Below are 25,853 nucleotides of genomic sequence, written 5' to 3'. Positions count from 1 at the left end.
CATGAGTTTTTCACAATCTAAATCGCCATTATGAAGTGTTGATGAAGAGACTAGGCGAAAAAAGGTCTCAAAATCTATGATTGGGATCAAGCGGTACTTAACCAAATGTTCTTCTACGTCTTCATTTGGTGACTCTTCATGAAATTCTCAGTTGTTATCCCCTGCTATAACGCCGAACAATGGATCAATCAGGCTTTGCAAAGCATTGCCGAACAAACCATTCCAGCTAGCGAAGTCATTGTGGTTGATGATGGTTCCACCGATCGCTCGATCGAGTGTCTCCGTCGCAGCCCAGTGCCAACCAAAATTTTGCGCACACCCAATCTGGGCCCCGGAGGAGCCAGAAATGCAGGAATTGCCGCCGCCACTGGTGATTGGGTTGCTTTTTTAGATGCCGATGATTGGTGGAAACCAAACCACTTAGAGCGCATTCAAGACTTAGTTGGCAACTCGGACGATGTGCTTTATTTGGCTGCCGCTGAGCACTATTCCATCAGTGCCGATCGAGTGGTTTCCATGTCCGATACGGGCCCATTTTCAGAGCCAACGGGGCAACTAGATCACGCCACTTATTTCCAGCTTTATCGCAAGCATGGCATCTTGGAACTGTCGAGTTTGGCCGCCCGTCGATCGCACCTGCAAGCCGTTGGTGGGTTTGATGAAAAAGCATCCGGTGCAGAGGATTTAGAATTGGTTTTGCGGGTCATTCATGGCCAAACCTGGGCTTACGATCCCGTACCTTCCAGCCTGTATCGATGCAGCAATCCTGCCAGCTACTCCCGCACTGCCCATGCCAACGAACAGCGCTTAACCGCTAAGTTTCGGGTCTTTTTGAAGCACCGCGATCACTATCAAATCAGCCAATCAATCTTCATGGAGCTGGGCAAAACCATGATGAGCAAGGCAATTATGAGCGGTGATTGGCGAATGCAACAGCGGGTTAAAGAATTGGTTTATTACTATCTGTCAACTCCCCAAAAAGCTGTTTTCTCGATCGCTGGACAGTTGCCTACCTTCTATAGCCTATTGAATCAACTGCGCAATCAACTGAAAGGAGAGCAGTACCGACCTCGCAAGGTGTTGAACCCGGTCAGTGCTTAATCTCTTCAACGTTGCTGCCTAGGCTTTCATACAGCCTTTACCTAAAGCGAGTAGCACTTCATATTGCGAGGTAGCTATTCGGTAGGTTTTATCTACCTTGCCGATCACTGTGCTTAGCAAGCAAGGTAAAGGCTGTATCAGCGCTGTTGTGATAGGCGAAAGAATTTCTCAAGCACATCGATATTTCAAAGAAGTAGGTTTTAGACCATGGCTAGAATTGAGATTGCTACAAACCCCAACGCCCAAGGCACACCCGAAGACGACTTTATTCTTGATACGGATGCGCCCCGACGCACATTGGGCTTGGCGGGAAATGACCAGATTAGCGGTAGAGGCGGTAATGATGAGCTGTTTGGCAACTTAGGGCGCGATACCCTGAGTGGTGAAAGTGGGTTTGACACCATTTATGGCGGTCAAGATGCTGACACCATTGACGGGGGTTTAGATGATGATGTTTTGTTTGGTAACTTAGGCATTGATGTTTTAACCGGCGATCGCGGCAATGATCAATTGTTTGGTGGGCGCGATGGTGATCTGTTAGATGGTGGACTCGGAGACGATACCCTCTCGGGAGATTTGGGGTTTGATGTGTTGTTTGGGGGTGCGGGTCGGGATGTCTTCGTTTTGCAAGAGGAAATCGCTACCGATACTTATGACTTCATTGATGACTTCATTTCCGGAGAAGATAAAATTTCCCTACCAGCAGGCTTAACCTTCGCTGATCTTCAACTGAGTACGCTAAGAGAGGCACAAGTCAATCCTAGGTTTGTTGAGAGACAGTTTGAACCTTTCTCCACATTTTGTTCAATCTGTGCGGGTGCTGATCAACAAATTCTATTGCGAGTTCGCTCAACTGGGCGTACTCTCGCTGTCATTGACCAGAGGCCTAGCCCTCTTCTTCCTGTTACTCCAGCAAGCTTGACGGCAGCCGACTTTATCACTCGCTAATTAGCAAATTATGTGGAGCGATTGCCTCTTTTTCAATCAGACAATTGTCACTACACCAATTAATTGTTTACTCAGTTGAGTAGCGATCCAGTTCGGGTTCATGGGAGAAAAATCAACTGTTTCACTATGGCTTGAACTTACTCCGACACACCCTATGGGCTTCTGTGCTTAGTAAGCGCGGTAAGGGCTATATCATTGCATTGCTCTTGATTGGGGTCACTCCATTTCAACCCCAATTTCAGAGCCTGCTAAAAGCGGTTCACAGCTAGCTGTCAATCGAGTTCTGTACTTTCATCTTTCATAGAACCGGAGCATTCAATTTGTTCTGGTTCTATTTTGTTTTTTTCTTTCATTCTTCGATTTTTCCTATATCTTTGATTGATTTCTATCTTTTGAAGATGAATAGTAGCTCCGCTGAATTTGACTTTCTGGCAATCCAGATGACCATGCCACAGATGGGCCACTTAAACATCGCCAGACTTCGTTTGATCAGTCTCGATCACAAAGAAACCGCCTAATTTTCCTGATTAGTGGCGTGAGAAATTGAGCAAATTGCCACATAATCGATACTCCGTCAAATCCGGTGAGGTCGTCTTGGCCTCGTCTTGGCTGGCAGGAGGTCTGAAAAACCAAAACTGCTACCCTGTGGATCGCCTCGATCGGCGCAGACCCGGGGCTGAAGCTCCTTGAACCCGGGACTCTTGGCGCTTTGCCAGTCCCCCAAGTGACTTCTCAGGCATCTTCATTTAGGTCTAAATTGACCTGTTGATGAACCCTGAGTTGACCCTGATTTGGCTCTCGGTTAGTTCTGAGTTAGTTCTAAACTGACCCATTGGAACCGCAGCCCTCAGCTTCAGCCACCCGCACCAGCCTGAGTGCGCCGTGCTGTTGACTGCGTTAGTCCTGCCACGACGGAGAAACCGTAGCGCTCATGTTCGATCGCCTCTTGGCCCAAGCTCCCAAGCTCGCGGCCTATCCCCTGCCCTTGCGGATTGCCAGCTTCATCGGTGTGTTGTTGGTGTTGTGGTTGCCGGTGGCGGCCCTCACCTGCTGGCCCCTGGTGCTGTCCCTGGGTTGGAGCCACAACCTCACCAACCTGATGGCGGTGTTGACCTTATATTTGGCTATTCTGACCACCCTGTGGCTGTGGGGGCGACGGGTGCGCGGTCAGCAACGGCCCCTCTCTGCTTATGGTTGGTCTTGGAACCGGGGCATGGTGCAGGATTTGGCGATGGGCGTGGCGATCGCGATCGGGAGTTTTGCCCTGCTCCATGGTCTCTATTACCTGTTGGGTTGGTTTTGGTGGGAAATGCCGCCTAATCAGTCCTGGTTAACCATTTGGCTGAATGGCATCCTCAACGGCGTGGGGATTGCGTTCCTCGAAGAGCTGTTTTTTCGAGGTTGGTTTTTGGCAGAATTTCGCCACTCCATGCCCCGGAAACAAGCGGCCATTTGGACGAGCGCAATTTTTGCGACCCTGCATTTTTTGAAGCCTTTGGATGCGGTTTTGGCCACTTGGCCCCAATGGCCGGGCCTGTGGTTGCTGGGAATGACCATGGTGCAGGCGCGGGCCTTGGGGCGGGCCCAACCGGGCAGTTTGGGTTGGTCGATCGGGATGCATGGCGGTTGGGTTTGCACCATTACTGTTCTGAGCCTCAGCGGCATGGGACACTACAGCCCGGCCGTGCCCGCTTGGCTCACAGGCATTGGTGGCAACCCATTGGCCAGCGTGTCGGGGTTGGCCTTCATGGCGATCGTGTTTGGGCTGTTGCGCTGGCGATCGCACCGGCAATCCATGCCCCCCATCCACTAAAAATTGCTTGGAAAATCCGTCGAAAAGTGCCTGGGAATCTAATTGAGATCTCATCAAGATTTGATCACCATCTGATCACCTGAATGATCCTCTGATCAGCCCCATGGCGAATCCAAGACCTCAGCCAAATATGTCAAAATTCCTGTACGCCTTGATTTGCGCCCCAAATTTCCCATGACTGTCGCCGCTCTCGATCGCCCCGTTCAACCCGATTTCCAAGACGACTTCGATGTGATTGTCGTGGGAGCCGGCCATGCGGGCTGCGAGGCGGCCTTGGCGGCGGCCCGGCTCGGTTGCAAAACCCTGCTGATTACCCTGAATTTGGACAAAATCGCCTGGCAGCCTTGCAACCCAGCCGTGGGCGGCCCAGCCAAGTCGCAGCTTGTCCATGAAGCCGATGCATTGGGCGGCGAAATTGGCAAAATCGCCGATCGCACCTATCTGCAAAAGCGGGTGTTGAACGCCTCCCGCGGCCCGGCGGTTTGGGCGCTTCGGGCCCAAACGGACAAGCGCGAATACGCCGCCGAAATGAAACAGGTGGTGGAAAATCAGCCCAACTTGCTGATCCGAGAGGCGATGGTCACGGATCTGATTTTGGGAAACAACGACGAAATCATCGGCGTAGAAACCTACTTTGGCGTGGCATTCCGCTGTCGATCGGTAGTGCTGACCACGGGCACGTTCCTGGGCGGGATCATCTGGGTCGGCAACAAGTCGATGCCCGCCGGTCGCGCCGGGGAATTCGCCGCCGTGGGGCTGACGGACACCCTGAAACGGCTGGGCTTCGAGACCGATCGCCTGAAAACCGGCACACCCGCCCGGGTCGATCGGCGCTCGGTGGACTTCAGCAAAATGGAACCCCAACCGCCCGACCCCGATAACCGCTGGTTTAGCTTCGACCCAGCGGCTCACATTGAACGGGATCAAATGAATTGCTATTTAACCCGCACCACCGCCGAAACCCATCGCCTAATTCAAGAAAACCTGCATTTGTCGCCGGTCTATGGCGGCTGGGTCGATGCGAAAGGGCCGCGCTATTGCCCCAGCATTGAAGATAAAATCGTGCGCTTTGCCGACAAGGAATCGCACCAAATTTTCATTGAACCGGAAGGGCGAGAAATCCCGGAACTCTACATTCAAGGCTTCTCAACGGGCTTGCCGGAACGCTTGCAAATTGCCATGTTGCGATCGCTGCCGGGGCTGGAAAATTGCACGATGTTGCGCCCGGCCTACGCGGTGGAATATGACTATTTGCCCGCCACCCAGTGCTATCCCACGATGATGACCAAAACCGTGGAAGGGCTGTTTTGTGCGGGACAAATTAATGGCACGACGGGTTACGAAGAAGCGGCCGCCCAAGGGTTAGTAGCAGGCATTAATGCAGCTCGGTTGGCGCAACAAAAACCGCTCGTGATTTTGCCGCGCGAAAGCAGCTATATTGGCACGCTGCTCGATGATTTGTGCACGAAAGAATTGCGCGAACCCTATCGAATGCTGACCTCACGATCGGAATATCGGCTGTTGTTGCGATCGGACAATGCCGATCGCCGGTTAACGCCCTTGGGTCGCGAAATTGGCTTGATTGACGATCGCCGCTGGGATCTGTTCCAAACCAAGCAGGCGAACATTGCCGCTGAACAGGAACGGCTACAAACCTCGCGAGTCAAGGAAAACGACCCATCAGCTCCGGCGATCGTGGCGGCCACAGGCGGCCCGATCAAAGGCTCCGTAACTCTGGCGGAATTGCTGAAGCGGCCGGGCTTCCACTACGAACAATTGGCGGAGTTTGGGTTAGGCAATCCTGACCTCGATCGTGCGGAAACCGAAGGGGCAGAAATCGAAATCAAATATTCCGGTTACATCCAACGGCAACAACGACAAATCGAGGCGATCGCCCGCCAAGAAAATCGCCGCTTGCCCGAAAATTTGGATTACCAGGCGATCGACACACTCTCGAAGGAGTCGCGGGAAAAATTGGCAAAGGTGCGCCCTCTCACGGTGGGGCAAGCCTCGCGAATCGGTGGTGTAAACCCAGCAGACATAAACGCGCTATTGATTTATTTGGAACTGCGCGATCGGCAACCGGCTACTACCACCGCTTAATACTTGAGACTCTCTTAATAGGTTGGCATTGAATTTTGTCCCTCAACCCAACCTACTAGTCAATGATCACGGATGCTGGTATGGCTAATAGAATTTTGCATTGCGGCAAGCTTCTGGAAAACTATCATCTATGCCTCCAGCATCAGGTTGTAGGATTTACAGCTCGTGGTGCATTGCCAGGAGATACGATTTATTTGGCTGTCAATCACAACAAAAAAACAGTATGTGGTATGAGAGCAACATTAGGGGATGCAACTGATCACAAGCCATGGCCCGATGCTGATCGATACGTAATTGCCTATAGCTTGGAATCTGTGCAATATTGCCAACCATTCGATATTCGCTTCTTGGCAGAATATGGTGGCACTTATTGGCCACTTAAATTTCTCCAAGGAGCAAAAGAGATAAAAGACGATGCCGCCTTATCAAGGCTAGAGAGTCTTTTTGAAGAATCCTTACTAGAAAACCCCTATTTCTTTGAATCTGAAAGAAAACACCCAGATCCTAATACACAAGATTTGGAAGAGGTGGAGGCTGATATTGATGATTGCCAAATTACTGAAGAAACACTGCCGGATGCCCTCTTGGCTGTCCCTGAGGCACGAATTTCTATAATGGGAACATTCCAAACTGTCAGATTCAAAAATGAAACTGATGAGTTAAGGGGATTGGAGGTACTAGTGAATAATAATTTTTATTCACTATTTCCACGATATACATCGGCTCAAACACTTCTAATTCCAGAGAACCGTTTGTTTTTGTCATCAGGTACAGAAGCACGCGGTGATAAGCCTCTCAAGGGTATCCGATCAATTCCTGATGGTCTTTTGATAATTTTCAGTAAAAATGATGTACACCCTTTCCGAGTTGCATTGATTGAGTATGAATGCTTTGGAGAAGGGAAAGTGCGATCTCAGGAAAAGTCCAATTATCTAAATGGGCAAGTAATTCCGCAACTCATGCGTTTTGCTTCTGCCTTCAGCATCGTCACAGACAAGCAAATCAGAGACCAGACAATTTACAACTGGATTGACAAAATCATTCAGTATATTTATTCCAATGCAGATCATATTCAAAAAATCTCGCAGTGGATTTCTGAAATCAATCCTCATTTGTCCCCACAGCTCATTGGTCGCGAAATTGATCGTGCTCTTACTGAAGCATTTCAAAATGCTCTACAGATCATCCTAGTCATTGATGACTTAACAGATGAACAGAAAGATACGATCACTAACGTCATTCGAGCTTTTCGACTAGAAAATGGAGAAAGTATTCAATTCATCCCCTATGTAGTGCGTTTGGAGCAACGCATCACCCTAACCGATGGCAATGCAGAGTATGCATTGTCTGTTCAATAGTAAACTGAATGGTTGACTGGTGAGTATTTCCATTTTTTGTCAGTGATCAATAGAAGTTTGATTATGCAAAATTTTCAGGCGATCGCCTCAAAAGTTGTGATCAATGAGAACCAAATTTCAGCATTCTGCCAGCGCTGGAAAATCACAGAGTTTTCATTGTTTGGGTCAGTTCTAAGGGATGATTTTCAACCCGAAAGTAGTGATATTGATGTGCTTATTTCGTTTGCTCCAGACGCACATTGGACACTGTTTGACTGGGCAGATATGGAAGATGAAATTCAACAAATTTTCCAACGAAAAGTTGATCTAATCAGTCGCCGAGGACTAGAGCGCAGCCGCAATGAGCAACGCCGTCAAGCCATCCTAGATTCTGCCCAAGTGATTTATGCAGCCTCGTGAACCAAACTACCTACGAGATATGCTAAACGCTGCACAATTGGCGCAAAGCTTTGTGCGGGGTATTGACTGGGAAGTATTTGAACAAGATTTAATGCGCTAAGCTGCGGTCATTCGTCAGTTTGAGATCATTGGTGAAGCCGCTCGTAGAATTTCTACTGAAACTCAAGCAGCTATTCCGAGCATTCCTTGGGCTAAAGTGATTGGGATGCGAAATCGCCTGATTCATGAATATGATGCGATCGATCTCGAAGTCATTTGGGACACTATTCATCTGGCATTGCCGGGGCTAATCACTGCCATAGAACGAGCCATTACCTGATTTCCAGGGGCTAACTCGATCGCGTTGGTTGTGCTCAACCGGGTAGCGAATCCAGCAAAGCAGTCAACATTCGGCCTGGATCGGCTTTCAGCTTCACCGCCACCAGGCCCAACAAACCACTAGCCGCTAAACCCAAAAACCAACCGCCCACTGGCCAAGGCACATCTGCCACGCCATAGCAGTAGAGCGCAGCGAAAGCCAGTCCCAAAAGCCCCAGAACAGTGCCGCCCCAAAATCGCTGCCAAGTCGTCAAGTTCTGGTCTGGATTAAGATCATCAGGTTGCGTCTTCATCAATTCACCGGACAATAATAGGTGGACGATCGAGCGTTAAGTGCTGATCTGCTTCTCCAATGTAGCGAAACTCAGCTCAGGATTGTGTCCCCAAGTTCAAGATTTATAGATCAAATGGACTTTTCGTTTCAATGTACCTACTGTCATGAAGTGCATGAAGGATCACCAAGCTTTGGGTTCACAGCGCCCGATCCCTACGTGGCACTTAGCGAGGAACAGAAGCAGTCGATCGCTTCGCTGACCGATGATCTATGCGTGATTTGCTATGAAAATGGTACAGTCGATCGATTTGTCCGAGCAGTGCTGGAAGTCCCCATTCATGGCATTGATCGCCCCTTTCTCTGGGGAATTTGGGTCTCAGCGAGTGAACAAAGTTTTGATCGCTATGTTGCCACGTTTGATGACCCGATCGAGGGTGATGGCTTCTTTGGGTGGGTCTCAAATCGCATCCCTGAATATCCTACAGAGTTGATGCGATCGGGCGATGTTTACATCCAAATGGGTCAGCAGCGCCCCAAAGTCCTGCTTCATCAGCCCAAGCAAGGAATTGATCAACTATTCATCGATCAGCAGCAAGGAATTCCAGTCGATCGCGCCCAAGTTCTAACCGAAAAACTCTTGCATGGACTCTAGGGAGTCACGAATAAACTTCAGGAATTATCCGGCTTACTCTGCCTGAGTCCACTGTTGCATCAGCCATTGTATTGTTTCCCCTTGGCTCTCCTGTTGGCTCCGTTGCAAGGCTTCGGAAACTAGGGCGATCGACAGGTTGGGTAATACTGCTGACGTTTCAATCACACCGCTGCGACCCTGATCAATTCCAAATGCCATCACCTGGGATTGCACCGAATCCACCACCCAATATTCCTGAATTCCTAACTGTTCATACAACAGTCGCTTAAATCCCAAGTCTGTATTGAGGGAACTGGCGGCAATTTCGATCACCAACGAGGGCGGCGCATACTGATTCAGATCGACGATCGCGTTATTGGCCGGTGGCAAGCGGCGATCGGCCCCCAAATAAAACGCAATGTCCGGCTGAGCTTCCCGTTCTCCTGGTTTTTGGAAGCTTGTGTTTGTGTAGCCATGAACTCGTATGCCTTGCTGCATGGCATACAACAAAATGATTGCACTCAGCAGTGTGTTATCTCGTCCGTGCAGTGGCCCAACTGGTGACATATCAATCAAAAACCAACCATCGTGATAAAAGCATCGAGCCGCTGCGAATTCGGGGCGATCGGCTTGCTGGCGAAAATCTGTCCAAGGACCAGCCAGCCAGCCTTCGTCTAAGGAAGCAACGGTTGGGTTCGGTGCGATCGTTGCAAGATCGATCATGGATTGTTAGCCTCAGTGCGATCGCCTTATTTGATTATGACTCAAGACTTTAACGTGTCTCAGTTGAATTTCTCGACCAAGAGTAAAGCTCTAATCTGATAGTTGTGAATTTATAAACTGAAGACCATGATCAAATCTAGGAATCATTCGGCAGTTCAAATTTTGTAGGGACTCCACAATATCAGGGCGATCAAAGTCCTTAGAATTTCGATTCAGAAAACAAGCTTCCTGCGGCTTCTTCTCTTCCAAATGATGGATAACCGAAGCATACACAACTGAGTCTTGGGCACTTAAGCCATATTCAGACTCGCAAATAGTCGCATGATTCAAAATTTTCTGAGAAAGAGTGATGATCTCGGCTGCGTCAAGCAACTGATTCCGATAAAGCAAAAACCTTGATTGTTCCTCTTGAGTACTCGCAATGATTAAGCTGGCAGTATCTTGTAGATTCTGAATACGAGTTCGATGAGCTTCTGACCTTCGTAGCTGACTCAACTCTTGATTAAGCTCTTCTTGAAGCTTTTTACGCTTTTGAGCTTGTCGATACAGCTTGTCATTGGGTTCAACTAATGAGTAAGCAGGTACGATCAACTTCAGTTGATGTGATTGACATAGCGCCAGAATTACTTCACAAGATTCATATTCTTCCTGCTGAAAAACCAACTCTAGAAAAAAGTTAGTCTCAACATAGACACTGATCATGCAACCAGAACCTCATGCTCAATTTTTCCTCCTTGAATAGCTGAGTATAGCCCCGATTCCAGAATCCAGCTTTGAGACTCATCCAAGTCACTCGGCTCTGGATTGGCATAGATTAGTGTAGCTAACCAAGTGGAAACAATTAAGACCAGGCTTTGCCCAGCGACTTGATCTTTAGAAATATTGGCACGATCAAAGTAGGGCTGAAGAATTGACTCTGCGTTGATGATGTAATCAGGTTCTCGGAGCGATGGGATAGACTCTGCATCACACCAAAGATAAAAATGATCTAAGAATGCAAATAGGAAATAAGGCACGTTGGGCTGATCGCCATGGGCTAACAGGTTCTGGCGAAACTGAGCAACCCAACTAGGCGATTTTTGGCGGTAGCGTTTGACTTCAACCATCAGCACCAAACGCCCATCTGCACCGCGCACAACTAAATCTGCTTGCATTTAAGGAGTTCCAGTTAATAGTCCAAGCACAATTCTGACCAGAAGTGCCTAGCTCCAGTATCGCTGATCCCATTGAGTCAGCATAAAAGTACAGATGCCGACCTAGGAGCGATCAGCATCTGCTGGTTAACGAGTTTTTAGGCAAATTGCGATCGCGTTACCCGATCGCTCCTTGCAGTTGGGTTTTTGCAGCGGCGATCGCCTCGTCCAGTTTGCTGGCATCGCGGCCGCCCGCTTGGGCTAGGTTGGGTTTACCGCTATTACCATCTTCACTGTCGGATAATTTTTCACTTATAGCCTTTACTCGCTTATTAAGCACAGTAGCCCACAGAGTGGGCAGTTCTCAGACAATAACTGCTTCATGACGTCTGTGATGTGACATACCAATCGTTGTAGGTAAAGACCATATCAAGAAACAAGATCACTTGACGTCTTTTTTGGTGTAATATATTCTACACTAAGAGTACTCTACTCAATGCGATCTTAAAAAGATTGTATTTATGCTTCCTGAAAATTTTCTCCAAATGAGGTAAGTAAGGCTTATGAGTCCTTGGCCTATCGGCGTAAATGTGTCCGGGAAAGACTCAATTTTCCTAGCGGGTTTTCCATTAGGCTCTGTCCGGCCGCCATCACTGACATCTGCAAATCTTCCGCCATTCATCCAGGTCAGGCCCAATGACCGAGTATCGATTTTTCCGCCAGGTGGGCGTGTCAACAACTCACCAGGTGAAAGCTTTACTGCTGAAGGGTTTGCCAGTAGTGACCTGTCTCCCATTAATGGACTGAGTGGATACAAAGGCCCAATTGGACTAACGGGGGTTTTCTTAAGCGAGGGAGCTTCCTCAGCCTCTCCCAGCATTTTGCAAGATTTTAACCAGGGCACCAGTTTCAGTTCTCTCAACCCCCAGCTTGGTCAAGTCTTTTTCGTTGGCGATGGGCTCACTGGCAACGGAACAGGTGATCAGCAATCGTTTATTGCACCTCCGGGAGCCACACGTCTCTACTTCGGTATTCCTGACGGTGCATTTTTCAGAGGAACACCTGGAAACTATGAAGATAACGGCGGATCTTTTGGGTTCTTTGCTCAGATAACGTATACTCCAACGCCGATTCCTACTCCAACACCGATTCCTACTCCAACGCCGATTCCTACTCCAACGCCGATTCCTACTCCAACGCCGATTCCTACTCCAACGCCGATTCCTACTCCAACGCCGATTCCTACTCCAACGCCGATTCCTACTCCAACGCCGATTCCTACTCCAACGCCACAGAACCCCAATGCCTCAGCTCTGGGAAATGGTGTCATTCCTGAGGTCTACCTCCGTGTGGTTCAAACCGTAGGAGCAAACATCCGGCAGGCAGAGACACCCGGCAATCGTTTCTTTGATGTTCCCAACGGTAATCTGAGCAATCTCTACAACATCCCCGCAGGAGGTGTCCTCGCGAATTTCCCCAATGGAACTCGTGCCCTGGATGGCAACGATACTGTCATTGGCTCGGCAGCAAACGACGTGATCTACGGTAATCAGGGCGATGACTCCCTACGGGGCGAAGCCGGTGACGACAATCTTTTGGGAGGACGTGATAACGATATTCTCGAAGGAGGGGCCGGTACTGACTACATTAATGGGAACATCGGCAACGACTTCGTTAGCGGCGGAGATGGCAACGATTACGTTCGCGGCGGACAGGGTAACGACATCCTATTGGGTGGTGAAGGGGCCGATATCCTCATTGGAGATTTTGGCACTGACACTTTGACAGGGGGAATTGGCCCAGATGCTTTTATCATCCGCAGTTCCGTAGAACCCAATCCGACCCGTGACCTGGCAGATGTGATTAGTGACTTCTCCTCGTTAGATGACGTAATCCTCATTACTGGCAATTTCACGATTCGGGATTTGGCAATCGAAGCTTCCGGGTCAGACACCACAATCCGCACATTGAGCGGAAACTTCCTCGCGCGGGTATTGAACAATACGCCGGGCCGCGTTCAGGAATCACTGGTAGTCATCCCTGAAAACAGTCCTATCTTGACCCTGTAGAAAACCACTCAAAGGATCTCTTCTGATCCGTACTTTTAGCTGATGAATAAACAGATGCTGATCCATGGGCAATCGGCATCTGTTTTTTAGCGAGTTTTGAAGCAAGTTGTGGGCAAGCTACCCGATCGACCCTTGCAATTGGGTTTTCGCGGCGGCGATCGCCTCGTCCAGTTTGCTGGCATCGCGGCCGCCCGCTTGGGCCAGGTTGGGTTTGCCGCCGCCGCCGCCGCCGCAGAGTTTGGCGATCGCCCCGATGAATTTGCCCGCTTGCAGGCCCTTGGCGATCGTCGCTTTGCCAAATGCTGCCACCAGGCTCACTTTGCCGTCATCGGTAGCCGAAGCCAGCACCACCGCTGCGCCGTCGCCCAGCTTTTGGGCCAGCCGATCGCCCGCCGTGGTCAGGGAAGCCGCATCGACTCCATCCAACCGCGCTACCAAAATGCGGAAGTCACCGATCGCCTCGGCCTGGCTAGCCAAACTGTCGGACTTGGCGATCGCCAGTTCCGCTTTCAGGGCATCCAGTTGCTTTTGGCTGGTTTTCAGCTCCTCTTGCAGGGTACTGACCCGATCGAGCACTTCCTCGGGCTTGACCTTGAACCGATCGCTCAGGTCGCGCACCACCCGATCGCGCAGGTTCAAATAGTCCAAAATTGCCGGGCCCGACACCGCCTCAATCCGTCGGATGCCAGATGCCACGCCCGCTTCGGAAATAATCTTGAATGCGCCGATTTCCGCCGTGTTGCTGACGTGAGTGCCGCCGCACAACTCCATGGACACGCCGGGGAAGTCCACCACGCGCACCACGTCGCCATATTTCTCACCGAACATGGCCGTTGCGCCCTTGGCCTTGGCATCGGCGATCGGCATTTCTGCCACCACTGCGCCGTGGGCTTCCGCAATCCAGGTGTTCACTTGGCTTTCCACCTGGGCCACCTCATCGGCGGTTAGGGGGCGGGGGCAGTTGAAGTCAAACCGCAGCCGATCGAAGTCCACCAGCGAACCGGCTTGGGAAATGCTGGGATCGATCAGGGCCTTCAGGGCCGCTTGCAGCAGGTGGGTGGCGCTGTGGTTGGCTTGGGCCCGACGGCGACAGGCTTGGTCGATCGTTGCCGACACCGTTTGACCGGCTTTCAGGATGCCGCGATCGACTCGCCCGAAATGCACAAAAAAGTCCGATTCCTTTTTGACATCGGTGATTCGCACCAGCAAATCATCGCCGCTGAAATAGCCCCGATCGCCAATTTGGCCACCCGATTCCGCATAGAAAGGAGTGCGATCGAGCAGAATTTGCACCTCATCTCCGGCGCTGGCAGTTTCTACCACTTTGCCCGCCACCAACAGTGCTTCCACTTGGGCGGTGCTGGCGCTGTTTTGGTAGCCCAAAAATTCAGTTTTTTGGACTTTCTCAGCCAGGGCATCAATCGAACCCTGAACGGTTAAATCGATTGTTTCGTGGGCGGCGCGGGCCCGTTCCCGCTGCTTTTCCATCTCCACTTCAAACCCATCCACATCCACGGAAATGCCCTGTTCTTCAGCAATTTCCTGGGTCAATTCCAGCGGGAAACCAAAGGTGTCATACAGGACAAAGGCATCGGCTCCCGAAATTTGCTGGGGATTTTTCGCCAGAATTTCTGCCAGCAGCTTTTCGCCCCGTTCTAGGGTTTTCAGGAATTGGGCTTCTTCCCGTTGCAATTCCGATTTGATGTAGTCGGCGCGATCGCGCACGTTCGGATAAATCGCTTCTGACAGGGCGATCGCCGTTTCTGCTACTTGCGTGGTGAATTCACCGGTAATGCCAATCAGGCGGCCATGGCGCACCACTCGCCGAATCAACCGCCGCAAAATGTAGCCCCGACCGAGGTTAGAAGCCGTCACTCCATCAGCAATCAAATGCACCACAGCGCGCACGTGATCGCCAATGACTTTTAGGGAAACCTTGGTTTTTTCGTCGGCTTTGGCGTAGTCCACCTGGGCAATATCGGCGGCCGTTTTGATGATCGGGAAAATCAGATCCGTTTCATAGTTGTTCGGCACTTTTTGCAGGATTTGGGCCATCCGCTCCAGGCCCATTCCGGTGTCGATATTTTGGTTTTGCAGGGGCGTGAGATTGCCGTCTGCATCGCGGTTATATTGCATGAACACCAAGTTATAAAACTCGATGAACCGCTCATCATCTTCTAGGTCAACTTCGCCTGCTTGGTCAGGAAAAAAGTCGTAATAGAGTTCCGAACAAGGGCCGCAAGGGCCGGTAGGGCCAGAGACCCAAAAGTTATCAGCCTCGCCCATCCGCTTAATCCGATGTTCGGGCACACCGACTTGATCGCGCCAGATGGCAAAGGCTTCGTCGTCGCTTTCAAACACACTAACGGCGATGTTTTTGGGGTCTAAGCCAAAGCCTACTTCGGGATCGGTGGAGAGTTTCCAAGCCCAGGTGATCGCCTCTTTTTTGAAATAGTCCCCGAAGCTAAAGTTGCCCAACATTTCAAAGAAAGTGTGGTGGCGCTTGGTGCGGCCCACGTTTTCAATGTCGTTGGTGCGGATGCATTTTTGGGAAGTCGTGGCGCGGGGTGTGGCGGGCGCTTGCTGACCCAAAAAGATCGGCTTGAAGGGCAACATCCCGGCGATCGTCAGCAACACCGTCGGATCTTCCGGAACCAGGGAGGCGCTGGGCAGGCGCTTATGGGCCTGGGCCTCGAAGAAAGCCAGGAATTTTTCGCGAATTTGGGAACCGCTGAGGGGGGCTGGCGACGGCATAGGGCGGGGGTAAGCAGGGCGATCGGGGACGGGAAATAGTTGCGAAAACCAGTCTATGAGTTTAACTCAAGTCGGGGCGGCGCTGGTTAACTCCAGGACTCGTTGATAAAACCAATGGTTACGATCGCGCGTTTCCTGCAAACTTTCGGGATAGGTGCGGCATTGTTTTAAAGAGCGTTGCCAGCCCGTCACATCGCAGGTGAATCGATCGTACCGACGGCGATCGATCCAGGTTTTTCCCAGTAATTTCAGTTGCCAACCGGCGGGCCGCCACCGCTCGATCGGGAAAATGCCCGGCTGATGTTTCAGGGTGTGGGTTTTGCTGGTGAACGGAAAGGCCAAAACCCTCCGCCCCAACAATGTTCCCCAATAGGCTCCATGATAGGAACTGGTGAGAATGGTTTCGCCGGATCCGAGGAAATTGAGAACCGTTTCAAAATCCGTTTCCTCGTTGGTCATGCGGGGAAAATCGGGGAAATCAATCTGGAATTTTTTGTGGGAAAACACCACAAACTCATGGCGAATCAGCCTCGGTTGGTCAAAGGCGGGATGCAGGCAACTGGCACAGGGCAGCCAATGGTAACCCAAGCCCAAATCCTCCACATGGGCATCCCGCAACCCCACTAAATCAAACCCATCCAGATAGGTTCGATAGTCAAAATTTTGAATTTGTTGGGGTGTAAATTTGCCGTAGATCTGCTGACCGGGGCCCCAGGCAATTAGTTTGTTTCGATCGGGCGATTGTTGTCGTTGCTGAACCAGGGCTTGGATCGCCTTTTGAAAGCGATCGAACAATAGGCCGCCTCCACCCACCACATGCACGATCGGGCGATCACCGAATAATAATTCCGCTTGGGTTTGGTCGCGGGTTTCTGGATCTAAGCGGCGCAGATCGATCGCCTGTTGATCGGCGGCTAATGTCAAATAACGACTCGGAGCCGCGAGCAAATCACCAATATTTTTAGGGTCAATGACATGCCAATTGAGTAACTGCCAAGCATCAGCAACAGGGGTATCCATAGGCTCCGGGCGGCTGCCGTAACTCCGTGAAGGGATGATTCCCATTTTCCAAAGCGGCCCCCACCTAGCGGGACTGAATTCGGAAATTACTGAGCACCCCTTCCAAAACCGCATCCCGATGCCAAAGGGAATCGCTGTCGATCGCCACCACGTAGGTTTTGCCCTGGCGCGTGTACAGGGCAACGATCGAGGCCAGGGATGGATTATCGATCGTATACAGTTGCCAGCGCCGGTTCCGATAGCGTCGTTCTCCAAGCGATCGGGTGGGGTAAGGGAGCGATCGCAACACTTCCGCCGTGGACTGTTGGGCCACCGACACTGCTAACACCCGCCCCGTGGCAAACCCGCTGCCATCCACCTCGCTCCAAACCGGAGCTAGCCCTTGCATACTCAAGCGCCAACCCGCTGGAATCACCATACTGATCCCGAGATTGTTGGCTGTGGCCGGCGTGAACCGCAGGGTCTTGGGCACTTCAAATTGCGTCCGCATTTGCGACACACAGGCCGCATTGGGGGCGCGATCGGGCGCTTGCAAAAACCCTCCCATAATTTGGCTCACGCAATCGGAACTCCCGAACACCGCGTGACTCAGACCCGGCAGCACGTAGCGATAGTGGCGATCCAACCCCCGGGCCACCCGTTCCGCAAACTCCGGCGGCGTGACCTGATCCAACTCCCCAGACAACAGCAACGAGGGCACAGAGCTGCGCACCGGTTGATTCGCCTTAGGAGCCAGGGCCGGCACTTGCCAAGTTTGACAGGTGCGCAACAGTTCCTCAGGCGCTTGGAGCAGGGCCGGGGCAATTTCCGGATATACACCGCTGGCATCCACTTCCGCCAAGGTAAATCCGCCATCTTCCGAACACATCACGGAGTTATAAACCCCATCGGCCTGGCTTTTGCTAAACAGCAACAGCGGCAACACGCGCAAAATTCCCGCATAGCTGTTTTGGCGAGTTTCCCGCAGGGCCTGGGGCAACTTGGGAATGCTGGCGGAGGAATAAAACGCCGTGCTGACAGCAGAAATGAACCCATCCCCATCCAACAACACGGGAACCGCCAGCCGATTTGGATCCAAATTCTCGATCGAGAGCCGGCCTTCCAACAAATCCTGAAGCTCCCCATAGTTGGGCAACTGAATCACCTGGGGGCGCGAACGCAGCTTGGCCACGGCTCCCAAAAAGTCCTGCTCAAGGGTGGTGTAGGTGGAACCACAAAGGCGATCGCGCCGACAAGCTTCAAAAAACCGCCGCAGGGCCCGATCGGTATTGCGCGGTAAATGCACAATGAAGCTGGTATCCAGGGGCGCAACGGAATCCAAAATCACCGATCGCAGGCGATCGGGAAAATCGCGCATCAGGTGCTGGGCCAACATCGTCCCGTAGGACACCCCATAGAAATTGAACTGCCCCCCGTAGCCCGCCGCCTGCACCACCAAGGGCACATCCGCCGCACTTTCTAGGCTGTTGTAGGCTGCCAAATCCACACCGGAATTTTTGAGCCGATCGCGACAGCCCGCCACGGCCGCTTGATAGCGATCGCGCAGGGCCGGTGAGTCGGGGAACCGCGCATTTTGCACCTTGAAATCATAGACTTCTTGGCAAAACAAAAAGGGTTCTGAATAGCGTGTGCCCCGTTGATCGAACAAAATAATGTCCCGATCGCGCATTCCCGCCAACGAGGGCAAAAAGGCCGGCAACAACTCCAACATTGATCCACCCGGCCCCCCTTGGGCCATTACCAGCGGATCCGGTTGCGGGTTGGCACTCTTGCTTTTTAGGATTGCCACCCCCAGACGAATGGTTTTTCCGGTGGGATTACTGTGCCGCTCGGGCACGGTCACCATGCCGCAGCGCACCGTTTCCCGGGCAAACTCCGGCGGCAGGGTAAAGGGGCAATTGTTCGGCTCGAAAGTTGGCGTGAAGTTGGAGTTAGCGCTGGAGTTGGGTGTGGAATTGGGGGCGGAATTTAGGTCAGGGCCGCTGGAATCTGGCGCGATCGGGGGTGCAGCCGGAGCATTGGGTTGCAGCAGCGGTTCGATCGCCTGAATCGTTTGACCCGCCTCTTGGGCCAACGATCGAGCAGGCATGGGCAACGTTGTGATCGTTGTGGCACAGGCGGCCAACAACATCCCCAACCGCCGATGCCAATTGCGCGATCGCCGCGTTCTCACCCCTGAAGTCGTCATATTTTTGTATTGACTCCGCAACGTTGACCCCATGAGTTAAGGCAGCCGCGCTACTACTGTAGAAATTTGGTTTAGAAATTTTCTCGTTGGGGGCGCGAATCCTGTAGGGGTGTACGGCCGTACACCCCAATCCAGAATTGCACTAACCCGCTGGAATTAGCCGATCAGATGCTTGGCCGCTGCTGCCACCCCAGCGCCGGAGGTCACCTCAGCCCCCAACTCAATCAAAGTGGCTTCCAGAGCGGCGATCGCCGTCAGCACGTCCCGATCACTCACAAAGCCCAAGTGACCAATGCGGAAGATCTTGCCCTTCAGCGCATCCTGACCACCGGCCAAGGCGATGTCGTACTTCTTGCGCATCACCGATCGCACCTGTTCCGCATCCACGGACTGGGGCATCACCGCCGTGATCGCCGGGCTGGCGCAATCATCGGGTGCATAGAGCGGCAAATTCAGGGCTGCCACGGCCGCCCGGGTCGCGGCCCGCAACCGAGCATGACGCGCAAAAATGTTGTCCAGCCCTTCTTTCTTCATCAACCGCAAGGCCTCTTGCAGCGCGTAGAACAGGTTCACAGGGGGCGTGAAGGGCGTGCTGTTTTTGGCGGCATCCTTGCGATATTTACCCAAATCCAAGTAGTACTTGGGCAGGGTTGCGGTTTTGTAAGCTTCCCAAGCCTTGGGACTGACGGCCACAAAGCCCAAACCGGGCGGAATCATGTAGCCCTTTTGGGAGCCGGAAGCCACCACGTCCAGGCCCCACTCATCGATCGGGACGCTGGTTGCGCCCAAGCTGGTGACCGCATCCACCATCATCAGCGCACCATGAGCCTTCACATGGCCGTTGATCGCTTGCAGGTCGTTGATCACCCCCGTGGAGGTTTCGCTGTGGGTGACAATCACCGCCTTGATGCTCTTGTCGCTGTCGGCACTCAGGCGATCGGCAAAGGCTTGGGGATCCAAAGGTTTGCCCCAATCCGCCGTCAGGGTTTCCACCGTTAGCCCATAGGCCTCGGCCACCTCGGCCCAGCGTTCGCCAAACTTACCGTTGGTGCCCACCAACACGCGATCGCCCGCGCTCAGGAAGTTGATGATGCCGGCTTCCATGGCCCCCGTGCCGCTCGAAGCCAAGATCAGCACATCATTTTGGGTTTGGTGCAGCCATTTCAGGTTTTCGGTCACTTCGGCCATAATCTTGCCAAAGTCGCCGCTCCGGTGACCGATCGGGTGTTTGGCCTGGGCCAGCAGCACGGGTTCCGGAACCGGGGTGGGCCCCGGAATCATCAGCATCAATTTGTTATCCATCAGCCGGATTGATTCGCTACAAAAAAGGGGTGGTTACTCAGTTGGCCGGGTTGCCGACCGGTCGCGGCTCATCAGTCACGGTTCATCGCCGGGCGATCGGCTGGGGGACGCGATCGCCCGGTTGCCATTGCCTTGTCGCCTGTGTCATCACTACGTCGTGAATAAGTTGGATCCACGCGAGAGACCATCCGAGAGACCATTAGTGTAGAGCCGGAGTGGGAACTTGCGATCGAACAGCGCCAATAAGTCAGCTTTTGCTTACGGATTTGCTCGATCGGATTTGCTCGATCGAGCATGGCATCATCCCATCCCCATCCCATCCCCATCCCATCCGTCCCGCCCACCGATCGCGCACAAACCGCCCTCGCCAACCACTCCGCAACCAGGCGATCGACCCTCAACCAGCAATCCCAGGCAATCCCGATCGCGCACAAACCGCCCCTCAACCAACCCAACAACCTCCATAAAGAAAGGGCCCGGCAGCGCCAGACCCTCTCCCAAACGGATTTTAAAAAACTTTCCTTGCTCACCGCCTCAGCGCCACCCCCGATCGCAACAGATCAGAACTGGCGAGTTGAAAACGATCACGACTCAACTGTTGATTAGCCCCAAGCGAGCTTTGGCCAATTAGCCCTTGCTGTTTTCGCGGCTGGCAGTTTGGATGTAAAGAATCAGCAAAAAGGCAGCAGGAATTGCCACAAACAGAATGCTGGCAATGAAGCCGAGATCATTAACTTGCATGGAATGATGCCTCTAGGTGTCTTTTGAAGTGTTGGTTGACCCCGCGCTAGGGCAGGGAGCTGAGACCCAAGCCGCCAAATTGATGGCTGGGGTTGATAGATGCTGTCCAGTCTACCAAAGGCTGCTCGCTCCATTGGCTGGAAGTCGGCCGGATTGGCCCAGGGCGATCGGGCAGCGGTTTCCCAGGCACATTCCTGCACGGTTTTGAGGATACACCGGGCTAATTTGCGGTGATTGATGGTGATTAATGGCGCTTGATGGTGATTGATGGCGCTTGACGGTGCTCGACCCGATCGCGGGATGATCACGAATCAGGGGCATTCTCGCAAGCACACGAAGCAAGCACTGATTGGGCGACTGCGAATCGGCAGTAAATCAACAAGAAATTGCTGACAAATCGGCGGCTGCGCGAGTACCGAATAATACCCCACCAACCCCGCCCAACACGGAACCACTCATTATTCAGCCCGATCGCCTTGCTTCGGGGGCGATCGCGTGCTAGGACTAGGCGGGGTGGTTGCGGACAATCCGCCATTAACCAAGACTTAACCCCTGCGGGTGCTCTCTTCATGCCGTGTTTGGGCATTTTAGCGGTAACATCCTGAAGGCTCTGACCCAAAGTCTCAACTCCCAGCCGATGGTTTTAAAGCTGTCAGCTTAGGGTTAGTTACTCCGTCAAAGTTTTTGGATTTCACAGCGTTTGTTCAAGAAAATCACCCACTTAAATTCGAGTGAAATTTTCTGAACTAACACTGCTGTTGCTGCTGATCATGATTAACCATGCCCAAACTCAAGATCTGAATCCTCTGAATCATTCTTCAATTAGCCCCCAAAGAATTAGCCCCCAAAGCCTTTCTCAGAAATTCTCAAAAGATTTTCCCAGCACCAAACATCATCTTGATCAAGTCCTTCCGCAGGATTGACAACACCTCCAAAAGCTTAAGGATCATAGACTTTCGCTTGCTTTAATTGCGTTGCAATTGCATTGATGCCAAAGAGCCAGGAATCTCAACAGGATTCAACAGTCCTCTAGAGGCATTTAGAGACATTGATGCAAAAATGCTACTGAAAATGTCGCGTTCAACCGATCAATTGCCTGTTACTCAGGATTTCAAGATAGGTTTGCATCGGCTTCAAAATAGATTGGCTTGCAGTAGGCTAGCTTACTTCCAAGGCAAACCATGCGCCATTCAAGGGTGATGCAATTCAAGGGCAATTAATGAATTGCTTAATGAATTGATTAATAGTTTGGCTAATGAGCTGGTCTAATTAGTCTGTTTGATTACTCAATTCATTGATTTATGAGTCGTTAGAAATTCATCCGGATCTCATACCCCATTCTGGATGAACTAACTATGGGCAGCCGCCAGACTCAACGATCGATTGCTGCTGATTTTCTCTGATTTTTAGGGTCACGAATTTCAGTTCTGCCATCGTTAAAAAAGTCACCCCCATTGCACCAGTTTTACGGAGAGGGGTAATCCTCCCTACTGCCCCTAGCACATTGCCGAATCACAAGCAAATTGCTAGAACCTTGGGGGATTTGGGTTTCCTGAAACCCAGACCATGCTGGGGGATCACATCGTGTATCAGGGTGCAGCCCACTAGCTCAACTATCCATTTCTGCTTAACTGCGCTCACTCACTGGTTTTGATGAACGCTTTCCAGCCCCAGCACCGTCCTGATCCACCGGTACAACGCCGACCCAGGTTGCGTCCCAAGCAACTGCCGAAGTCTGCGTCCTATCGGTCGATCGCCCTGGAAAGCCTGTTCAAGCTGTCCGTTAACAGCCTGTTGGCGCTCATTGCGATCGCGGCGCTGGTGCAGTGGATCCCGCTCTATGCCACCCGTCGGGCAGAATTACGGCAATTGCAAGCGGAAGTGCGCCTGGTGGAAACCCGAGTGCAAACCTTGCGATCAGAAATGACCCAAAACTTTGACCCCGCACGCAATCGAGCCACCGTTGAAGCGGAAACGGGCCGCGTGCCCCTCAATCAGCGGCCGGTGCGGTGGCAGCCCGATCGCCCCAGTCAGCCCGACTTTGAAGAAGGGGACGGCCTCCCTTAGGCAATCCTGAAAATTGCTCCGCCGTCCGCTGCTTCCTTGGGCCGATTGGCCAGCCGCCATGGGCCCTGCGGTAGCATTAGCCATGGTTCACAAATCGCAATGATTTCCTTAGGTTCCTATGGCTATTCAAGTGGGCGATCGCGCGCCGGATTTTTCCCTGCCAGCTCAAACGGGCGAAACCATTACCCTGAGTCAGTTTTTGGGTAAGCAACCCGTCGTGCTCTACTTTTACCCCAAAGACGACACGCCCGGTTGCACGATCGAAGCCTGTGCTTTCCGCGATAGCTACGAAGCCTTTCAAGGGGCCGGTGCAGCGGTGATCGGCGTGAGCAGCGACTCCGTGGATTCCCACAAAACCTTCGCGGAAAAATATAGTCTGCCCTTCGCCCTCGTGAGCGATCGCGATGGGGCCCTGCGCAAGGCCTACGGTGTCCCAAACACGCTGTTTGTGGTTCCGGGCCGGGTTACCTACGTCATCGACAAAGCGGGCATTGTGCGCCACCAGTTCAACGATCTGTTGAATGCCAAGGGCCACGTGACCGAAGCGCTCAAAATTGTGCAAGGGTTGGGCTAGCCCCCCGAAGGGTCACCCCCGGGATCATTTCCATCCCAAACCGCTATCCTAGACAACCATCACCGGCGACACGACAAGCACACTCATCATGGCAACCATCACCGATCTCTCAGTCAAAACCATTGACGGCGAAGACCGTGCCCTCAGCAGCTATCAAGGGCAGGTGCTTTTGATTGTGAACGTGGCTTCCTATTGTGGCTACACGCCGCAATATCAAGGCCTTCAGGCCTTACATGAAAAATATAGTGCCCAAGGTCTGCGGATTTTGGCCTTTCCTTGCAACGATTTTGGTTCCCAAGAACCCGGAACCAATGACCAAATTAAGACCTTCTGCTCAACGCGCTACAGCGTGACTTTTGAGCTGTTTGACAAGGTACATGCCAAGGGAGCCGAGCAACACCCGCTCTATGCCCGCCTGACCTCGGGAGCCGAGCCGACTGGGGATGTGGCCTGGAACTTTGAAAAGTTTCTGATTGGTAAAAATGGCGAAATTCTGGGTCGTTTCCCCAGCCGCATCGCACCGGATTCGGCTGAATTGATCGGCGCGATCGAGCAGGCCCTGGCTGCCTAAATCAGGTCTGAATTGAGTGCTTCATGCAAGCTTTGTGATTGCTTGATTCTTGATGCCTCATGCTTGATTTTGCTACTTGATTGCCACTGCTTGATTGCTACGGTTTGATTTTTGATGGGCATTACTTTTTGATGGACATTACATTGAGGATAGGAACTTTTTCGATAGTCCCTATCCTTCTCTGTAACTTCTTGATCGCCCGTTGAGCTGCTCCTGATTTAGCCATTCTTGAGCCATTGATCGCCATCCCTCGGAACGAATCCAATCGCAACCAGCTTCTTCAGCATTCTCCAAGACCATCTCTAAGCGTTTGTTTGCACTTTTCCTGATCGCCCGCTGAGCATTCCGGCTAACCCTACTCTGCTTAATGACTGCTTGCACTGGTCGTTGATGATTGGTCAATCCAAGGACAATCCTATGGCTCCAAATTCTCGGAACTACTCCCTTAGCAACCCTGGGCTAGGGATCCTCTCATTGGCTTTGGGTCTTGGTTTGGGAACAATGGGAGCGATGGGATCATGGGCCGCAATACCCACCCCAGCCACGCCTAAATCCACTACATTTGATCAACAGGAAGTTGATCAATCACGCTTCATTGCGATTGCGCAGCCCCTCGGTACGGATTCTTTTAAGCTCTTGGTTTTGGAGCAAGTGTCTAATCAGCGGCTTTGCTGGGCCGAAAGTGGAAGCTACCCCGTAGTGGTTGATCCGTTGCTGGTTAACTTCAATTTCACAGGCATTTGTGGACGCAGCATTGATAGCAATGGCTTCTCTGTGCGAGTAGCCAAACGTGATTTAGGGCTGCAATATTCCCTCCGTCTCAGCCGTCGATTTAATTCAGTGGTGTTGCAAGGAGTGCCCTTCGGTGCCAATGGTGGCCCGGTGATGGACATTGCCAGCACCCGAGGATTCACTTCTGGATTTTTGAAGCTGCAACTTTTTCCCGGATGGCGATTTACCAAACGCTCCTATCAAGGCCGCCCCTTGGGCCATGTTTACTTCACCAACGATTCTTTTGATTCGGCGGTGACCCCCAAGGACAACCCGGAGCGATCGCCCGAGAAGCCTCAGCCTGCGGTCAATTGAACTGAAGCAAGGCTCAATAAGGCTCAATCCTGTTCATGGGCGATCGCTGTCAATTTCGCTGCCAATTGCACGGTCAATTTCGATCGCCTTCTTGTCCGCCTCAATGGTGATCGCGATGGGGCAATTGATGGGGCAATTATGGTGCGGTCTCAGGTTCGATTCCCGATCGCCCGATTTCCGATGACCCGATTTCCGATTCCGATTGGGTTGGCAACTCAGGCTCAAAAACCTGAGAAATTTGAGACCCAGACCACTCCGCAATCAGGGATTCTGCCCGATCGGGATTGGTGTAAATCAGTTCCAGCAAGGCCCCAGGATCGTGACCGATCGCCCGGGCATAGAACCCCACTTCGGCCATAATTCGCCCTTCCGACTGTCGCAAATACATCGACAAGCAGTGATGAGCTTGATTGTTGCGGCTGCGTTGGGTTCGGAAAAAAGCCAACGCCGACAGCAACCGATCCTCATAGGGGGCCAAAGGACGCAGGGCGATCGGCTCGGGGGTTGAAGGCTCCATGGCTCGGGGGGGTGAAGTGAAAAAGCAACCGCTCAAACATCCCTAGTGGCATGACAGGCTTAATACATTAGGTCAAAGTTGCGAAGCCAGTCGTGGTAACAAGGGGCTTGAGCATCTTGTTGCTTAACGATCAGGTGACGGTAACAGCCATGTAATTTAACCC

At 52.1% G+C, this 25,853-nt stretch carries 26 protein-coding genes; 13 read left to right on the top strand and 13 right to left on the bottom strand.

Translation table 11 applies throughout. The annotated features are described in order from the left end of the window. The first annotated feature begins 138 nt into the window (after positions 1-138). Together ACZA91_RS13840 and ACZA91_RS13835 are read left to right on the top strand one after the other, a co-directional pair. Positions 139-1,101 carry a glycosyltransferase family 2 protein gene (locus ACZA91_RS13840; protein ID WP_099532527.1) on the top strand — a complete coding sequence of 321 codons (963 nt, stop codon included), beginning with the start codon at positions 139-141 and terminating at the stop codon, positions 1,099-1,101. Positions 1,102-1,308: 207 nt separating this feature from the next. Beyond that, complete coding sequence (locus tag ACZA91_RS13835; protein ID WP_099532526.1) at positions 1,309-2,049, top strand: calcium-binding protein; 741 nt, start codon at positions 1,309-1,311, stop codon at positions 2,047-2,049. A 272-nt stretch (positions 2,050-2,321) separates the two neighbouring features. On the opposite strand, the gene ACZA91_RS13830 is transcribed toward ACZA91_RS13835, so the two are convergent. Further along, positions 2,322-2,513, bottom strand: coding sequence for a hypothetical protein (locus tag ACZA91_RS13830; RefSeq protein ID WP_463182807.1), 192 nt, complete (start codon positions 2,511-2,513; stop codon positions 2,322-2,324). Positions 2,514-2,980: 467 nt separating this feature from the next. Between ACZA91_RS13830 and ACZA91_RS13825 the strand changes: the two genes are divergently transcribed. The 5 genes from ACZA91_RS13825 to ACZA91_RS13805 all read left to right on the top strand — a co-directional run bounded on the left by ACZA91_RS13825 (position 2,981) and on the right by ACZA91_RS13805 (position 8,041). Then, on the top strand, positions 2,981-3,862 hold the full coding sequence (locus ACZA91_RS13825) for a lysostaphin resistance A-like protein (RefSeq protein ID WP_463182805.1): 882 nt from the start codon (positions 2,981-2,983) through the stop codon (positions 3,860-3,862). 174 nt (positions 3,863-4,036) lie between these two features. After that, positions 4,037-5,965 carry a tRNA uridine-5-carboxymethylaminomethyl(34) synthesis enzyme MnmG gene (mnmG, locus tag ACZA91_RS13820; RefSeq protein ID WP_463182803.1) on the top strand — a complete coding sequence of 643 codons (1,929 nt, stop codon included), beginning with the start codon at positions 4,037-4,039 and terminating at the stop codon, positions 5,963-5,965. A 62-nt stretch (positions 5,966-6,027) separates the two neighbouring features. Then, positions 6,028-7,323 (top strand): hypothetical protein, encoded by a 1,296-nt coding sequence (locus ACZA91_RS13815; RefSeq protein WP_463182801.1) that lies wholly within the window; start codon positions 6,028-6,030, stop codon positions 7,321-7,323. 63 nt (positions 7,324-7,386) lie between these two features. Next, the gene (locus ACZA91_RS13810; RefSeq protein WP_463186446.1) at positions 7,387-7,722 is read left to right on the top strand and encodes a nucleotidyltransferase family protein; all 336 of its coding nucleotides are present in this window, start codon (positions 7,387-7,389) and stop codon (positions 7,720-7,722) included. Positions 7,723-7,831: 109 nt separating this feature from the next. Continuing rightward, the gene (locus tag ACZA91_RS13805) at positions 7,832-8,041 is read left to right on the top strand and encodes a HepT-like ribonuclease domain-containing protein (RefSeq protein ID WP_463186445.1); all 210 of its coding nucleotides are present in this window, start codon (positions 7,832-7,834) and stop codon (positions 8,039-8,041) included. 34 nt (positions 8,042-8,075) lie between these two features. On the opposite strand, the gene ACZA91_RS13800 is transcribed toward ACZA91_RS13805, so the two are convergent. Beyond that, on the bottom strand, positions 8,076-8,333 hold the full coding sequence (locus tag ACZA91_RS13800) for a hypothetical protein (protein WP_190355245.1): 258 nt from the start codon (positions 8,331-8,333) through the stop codon (positions 8,076-8,078). A 114-nt stretch (positions 8,334-8,447) separates the two neighbouring features. Between ACZA91_RS13800 and ACZA91_RS13795 the strand changes: the two genes are divergently transcribed. Then, positions 8,448-8,966, top strand: a complete 519-nt coding sequence (locus ACZA91_RS13795; RefSeq protein ID WP_463182800.1) for a DUF2199 domain-containing protein — start codon at positions 8,448-8,450, stop codon at positions 8,964-8,966. Positions 8,967-8,999: 33 nt separating this feature from the next. On the opposite strand, the gene ACZA91_RS13790 is transcribed toward ACZA91_RS13795, so the two are convergent. The 4 genes from ACZA91_RS13790 to ACZA91_RS13775 form a co-directional block, all read right to left on the bottom strand. Then, positions 9,000-9,668 (bottom strand): Uma2 family endonuclease, encoded by a 669-nt coding sequence (locus ACZA91_RS13790; RefSeq protein WP_463182798.1) that lies wholly within the window; start codon positions 9,666-9,668, stop codon positions 9,000-9,002. Positions 9,669-9,758: 90 nt separating this feature from the next. Then, entirely contained in the window at positions 9,759-10,370 is a 612-nt protein-coding gene (locus tag ACZA91_RS13785; protein ID WP_199309181.1) for a PIN domain-containing protein, read from the bottom strand. Further along, a complete protein-coding gene (locus ACZA91_RS13780) occupies positions 10,367-10,822 on the bottom strand; it encodes a hypothetical protein (RefSeq protein ID WP_099532516.1) in 456 nt (151 codons plus the stop codon). The genes ACZA91_RS13785 and ACZA91_RS13780 overlap by 4 nt, the downstream gene beginning before the upstream one ends. A 157-nt stretch (positions 10,823-10,979) precedes the next feature. Next, a complete protein-coding gene (locus ACZA91_RS13775) occupies positions 10,980-11,141 on the bottom strand; it encodes a hypothetical protein (protein ID WP_463186486.1) in 162 nt (53 codons plus the stop codon). Between the two features lie 223 nt (positions 11,142-11,364). Between ACZA91_RS13775 and ACZA91_RS13770 the strand changes: the two genes are divergently transcribed. Then, positions 11,365-12,870 carry a calcium-binding protein gene (locus ACZA91_RS13770; RefSeq protein ID WP_463182792.1) on the top strand — a complete coding sequence of 502 codons (1,506 nt, stop codon included), beginning with the start codon at positions 11,365-11,367 and terminating at the stop codon, positions 12,868-12,870. 117 nt (positions 12,871-12,987) lie between these two features. Here ACZA91_RS13770 and alaS read toward each other — a convergent pair whose 3' ends face one another. From alaS to psbM, 6 genes are all read right to left on the bottom strand, one after another. Beyond that, positions 12,988-15,624, bottom strand: coding sequence for an alanine--tRNA ligase (alaS, locus tag ACZA91_RS13765; RefSeq protein WP_463182789.1), 2,637 nt, complete (start codon positions 15,622-15,624; stop codon positions 12,988-12,990). A gap of 66 nt (positions 15,625-15,690) precedes the next feature. Continuing rightward, positions 15,691-16,644, bottom strand: coding sequence for a glycosyltransferase family protein (locus ACZA91_RS13760; RefSeq protein WP_463182786.1), 954 nt, complete (start codon positions 16,642-16,644; stop codon positions 15,691-15,693). Positions 16,645-16,708: 64 nt separating this feature from the next. Then, positions 16,709-18,832 carry an alpha/beta fold hydrolase gene (locus ACZA91_RS13755; RefSeq protein WP_463182783.1) on the bottom strand — a complete coding sequence of 708 codons (2,124 nt, stop codon included), beginning with the start codon at positions 18,830-18,832 and terminating at the stop codon, positions 16,709-16,711. 156 nt (positions 18,833-18,988) lie between these two features. Next, positions 18,989-20,134: a pyridoxal-phosphate-dependent aminotransferase family protein gene (locus tag ACZA91_RS13750; protein WP_099532512.1), complete on the bottom strand. Its 1,146-nt coding sequence runs from the start codon at positions 20,132-20,134 to the stop codon at positions 18,989-18,991. 71 nt (positions 20,135-20,205) lie between these two features. Beyond that, positions 20,206-20,589, bottom strand: coding sequence for a hypothetical protein (locus ACZA91_RS13745; protein ID WP_463182781.1), 384 nt, complete (start codon positions 20,587-20,589; stop codon positions 20,206-20,208). 172 nt (positions 20,590-20,761) lie between these two features. After that, complete coding sequence (gene psbM, locus ACZA91_RS13740; RefSeq protein WP_099532510.1) at positions 20,762-20,875, bottom strand: photosystem II reaction center protein PsbM; 114 nt, start codon at positions 20,873-20,875, stop codon at positions 20,762-20,764. 1,653 nt (positions 20,876-22,528) lie between these two features. On the opposite strand from psbM, the gene ACZA91_RS13735 reads away from it, so the two are divergent. The 4 genes from ACZA91_RS13735 (at position 22,529) to ACZA91_RS13720 (ending at position 25,173) form a co-directional block, all read left to right on the top strand. Beyond that, complete coding sequence (locus ACZA91_RS13735) at positions 22,529-22,942, top strand: slr1601 family putative cell division protein (RefSeq protein ID WP_143472955.1); 414 nt, start codon at positions 22,529-22,531, stop codon at positions 22,940-22,942. A gap of 118 nt (positions 22,943-23,060) precedes the next feature. Further along, positions 23,061-23,516: a peroxiredoxin gene (locus tag ACZA91_RS13730; protein WP_463182778.1), complete on the top strand. Its 456-nt coding sequence runs from the start codon at positions 23,061-23,063 to the stop codon at positions 23,514-23,516. 88 nt (positions 23,517-23,604) lie between these two features. Further along, positions 23,605-24,087 carry a glutathione peroxidase gene (locus tag ACZA91_RS13725; protein ID WP_099532507.1) on the top strand — a complete coding sequence of 161 codons (483 nt, stop codon included), beginning with the start codon at positions 23,605-23,607 and terminating at the stop codon, positions 24,085-24,087. Between the two features lie 390 nt (positions 24,088-24,477). Then, positions 24,478-25,173 (top strand): DUF3747 domain-containing protein, encoded by a 696-nt coding sequence (locus ACZA91_RS13720; RefSeq protein WP_143472953.1) that lies wholly within the window; start codon positions 24,478-24,480, stop codon positions 25,171-25,173. Between the two features lie 136 nt (positions 25,174-25,309). Here the strand turns inward: ACZA91_RS13720 and ACZA91_RS13715 are convergent, their stop codons facing one another. Next, entirely contained in the window at positions 25,310-25,690 is a 381-nt protein-coding gene (locus tag ACZA91_RS13715) for a hypothetical protein (RefSeq protein ID WP_463182776.1), read from the bottom strand. Between the last annotated feature and the right edge of the window lie 163 nt (positions 25,691-25,853).

This window comes from Limnothrix sp. CMB-01, from assembly GCF_055193175.1.
This window is presented reverse-complemented; position numbering and strand designations above follow the sequence as displayed.

Bases quoted from the DNA above. Each gene is read 5' to 3' on its own strand.
- ACZA91_RS13720 (WP_143472953.1), top strand. From the start codon at position 24,478: ATGATTGGTCAATCCAAGGACAATCCTATGGCTCCAAATTCTCGGAAC.
- ACZA91_RS13725 (WP_099532507.1), top strand. From the start codon at position 23,605: ATGGCAACCATCACCGATCTCTCAGTCAAAACCATTGACGGCGAAGAC.
- ACZA91_RS13840 (WP_099532527.1), top strand. From the start codon at position 139: ATGAAATTCTCAGTTGTTATCCCCTGCTATAACGCCGAACAATGGATC.
- psbM (WP_099532510.1), bottom strand. From the start codon at position 20,875: ATGCAAGTTAATGATCTCGGCTTCATTGCCAGCATTCTGTTTGTGGCA.
- ACZA91_RS13760 (WP_463182786.1), bottom strand. From the start codon at position 16,644: ATGGATACCCCTGTTGCTGATGCTTGGCAGTTACTCAATTGGCATGTC.
- ACZA91_RS13735 (WP_143472955.1), top strand. From the start codon at position 22,529: ATGAACGCTTTCCAGCCCCAGCACCGTCCTGATCCACCGGTACAACGC.
- ACZA91_RS13815 (WP_463182801.1), top strand. From the start codon at position 6,028: ATGATCACGGATGCTGGTATGGCTAATAGAATTTTGCATTGCGGCAAG.
- ACZA91_RS13780 (WP_099532516.1), bottom strand. From the start codon at position 10,822: ATGCAAGCAGATTTAGTTGTGCGCGGTGCAGATGGGCGTTTGGTGCTG.
- ACZA91_RS13790 (WP_463182798.1), bottom strand. From the start codon at position 9,668: ATGATCGATCTTGCAACGATCGCACCGAACCCAACCGTTGCTTCCTTA.
- ACZA91_RS13835 (WP_099532526.1), top strand. From the start codon at position 1,309: ATGGCTAGAATTGAGATTGCTACAAACCCCAACGCCCAAGGCACACCC.
- ACZA91_RS13795 (WP_463182800.1), top strand. From the start codon at position 8,448: ATGGACTTTTCGTTTCAATGTACCTACTGTCATGAAGTGCATGAAGGA.
- ACZA91_RS13785 (WP_199309181.1), bottom strand. From the start codon at position 10,370: ATGATCAGTGTCTATGTTGAGACTAACTTTTTTCTAGAGTTGGTTTTT.
- mnmG (WP_463182803.1), top strand. From the start codon at position 4,037: ATGACTGTCGCCGCTCTCGATCGCCCCGTTCAACCCGATTTCCAAGAC.
- ACZA91_RS13825 (WP_463182805.1), top strand. From the start codon at position 2,981: ATGTTCGATCGCCTCTTGGCCCAAGCTCCCAAGCTCGCGGCCTATCCC.
- alaS (WP_463182789.1), bottom strand. From the start codon at position 15,624: ATGCCGTCGCCAGCCCCCCTCAGCGGTTCCCAAATTCGCGAAAAATTC.
- ACZA91_RS13730 (WP_463182778.1), top strand. From the start codon at position 23,061: ATGGCTATTCAAGTGGGCGATCGCGCGCCGGATTTTTCCCTGCCAGCT.
- ACZA91_RS13800 (WP_190355245.1), bottom strand. From the start codon at position 8,333: ATGAAGACGCAACCTGATGATCTTAATCCAGACCAGAACTTGACGACT.
- ACZA91_RS13770 (WP_463182792.1), top strand. From the start codon at position 11,365: ATGAGTCCTTGGCCTATCGGCGTAAATGTGTCCGGGAAAGACTCAATT.
- ACZA91_RS13715 (WP_463182776.1), bottom strand. From the start codon at position 25,690: ATGGAGCCTTCAACCCCCGAGCCGATCGCCCTGCGTCCTTTGGCCCCC.
- ACZA91_RS13755 (WP_463182783.1), bottom strand. From the start codon at position 18,832: ATGACGACTTCAGGGGTGAGAACGCGGCGATCGCGCAATTGGCATCGG.
- ACZA91_RS13750 (WP_099532512.1), bottom strand. From the start codon at position 20,134: ATGGATAACAAATTGATGCTGATGATTCCGGGGCCCACCCCGGTTCCG.
- ACZA91_RS13810 (WP_463186446.1), top strand. From the start codon at position 7,387: ATGCAAAATTTTCAGGCGATCGCCTCAAAAGTTGTGATCAATGAGAAC.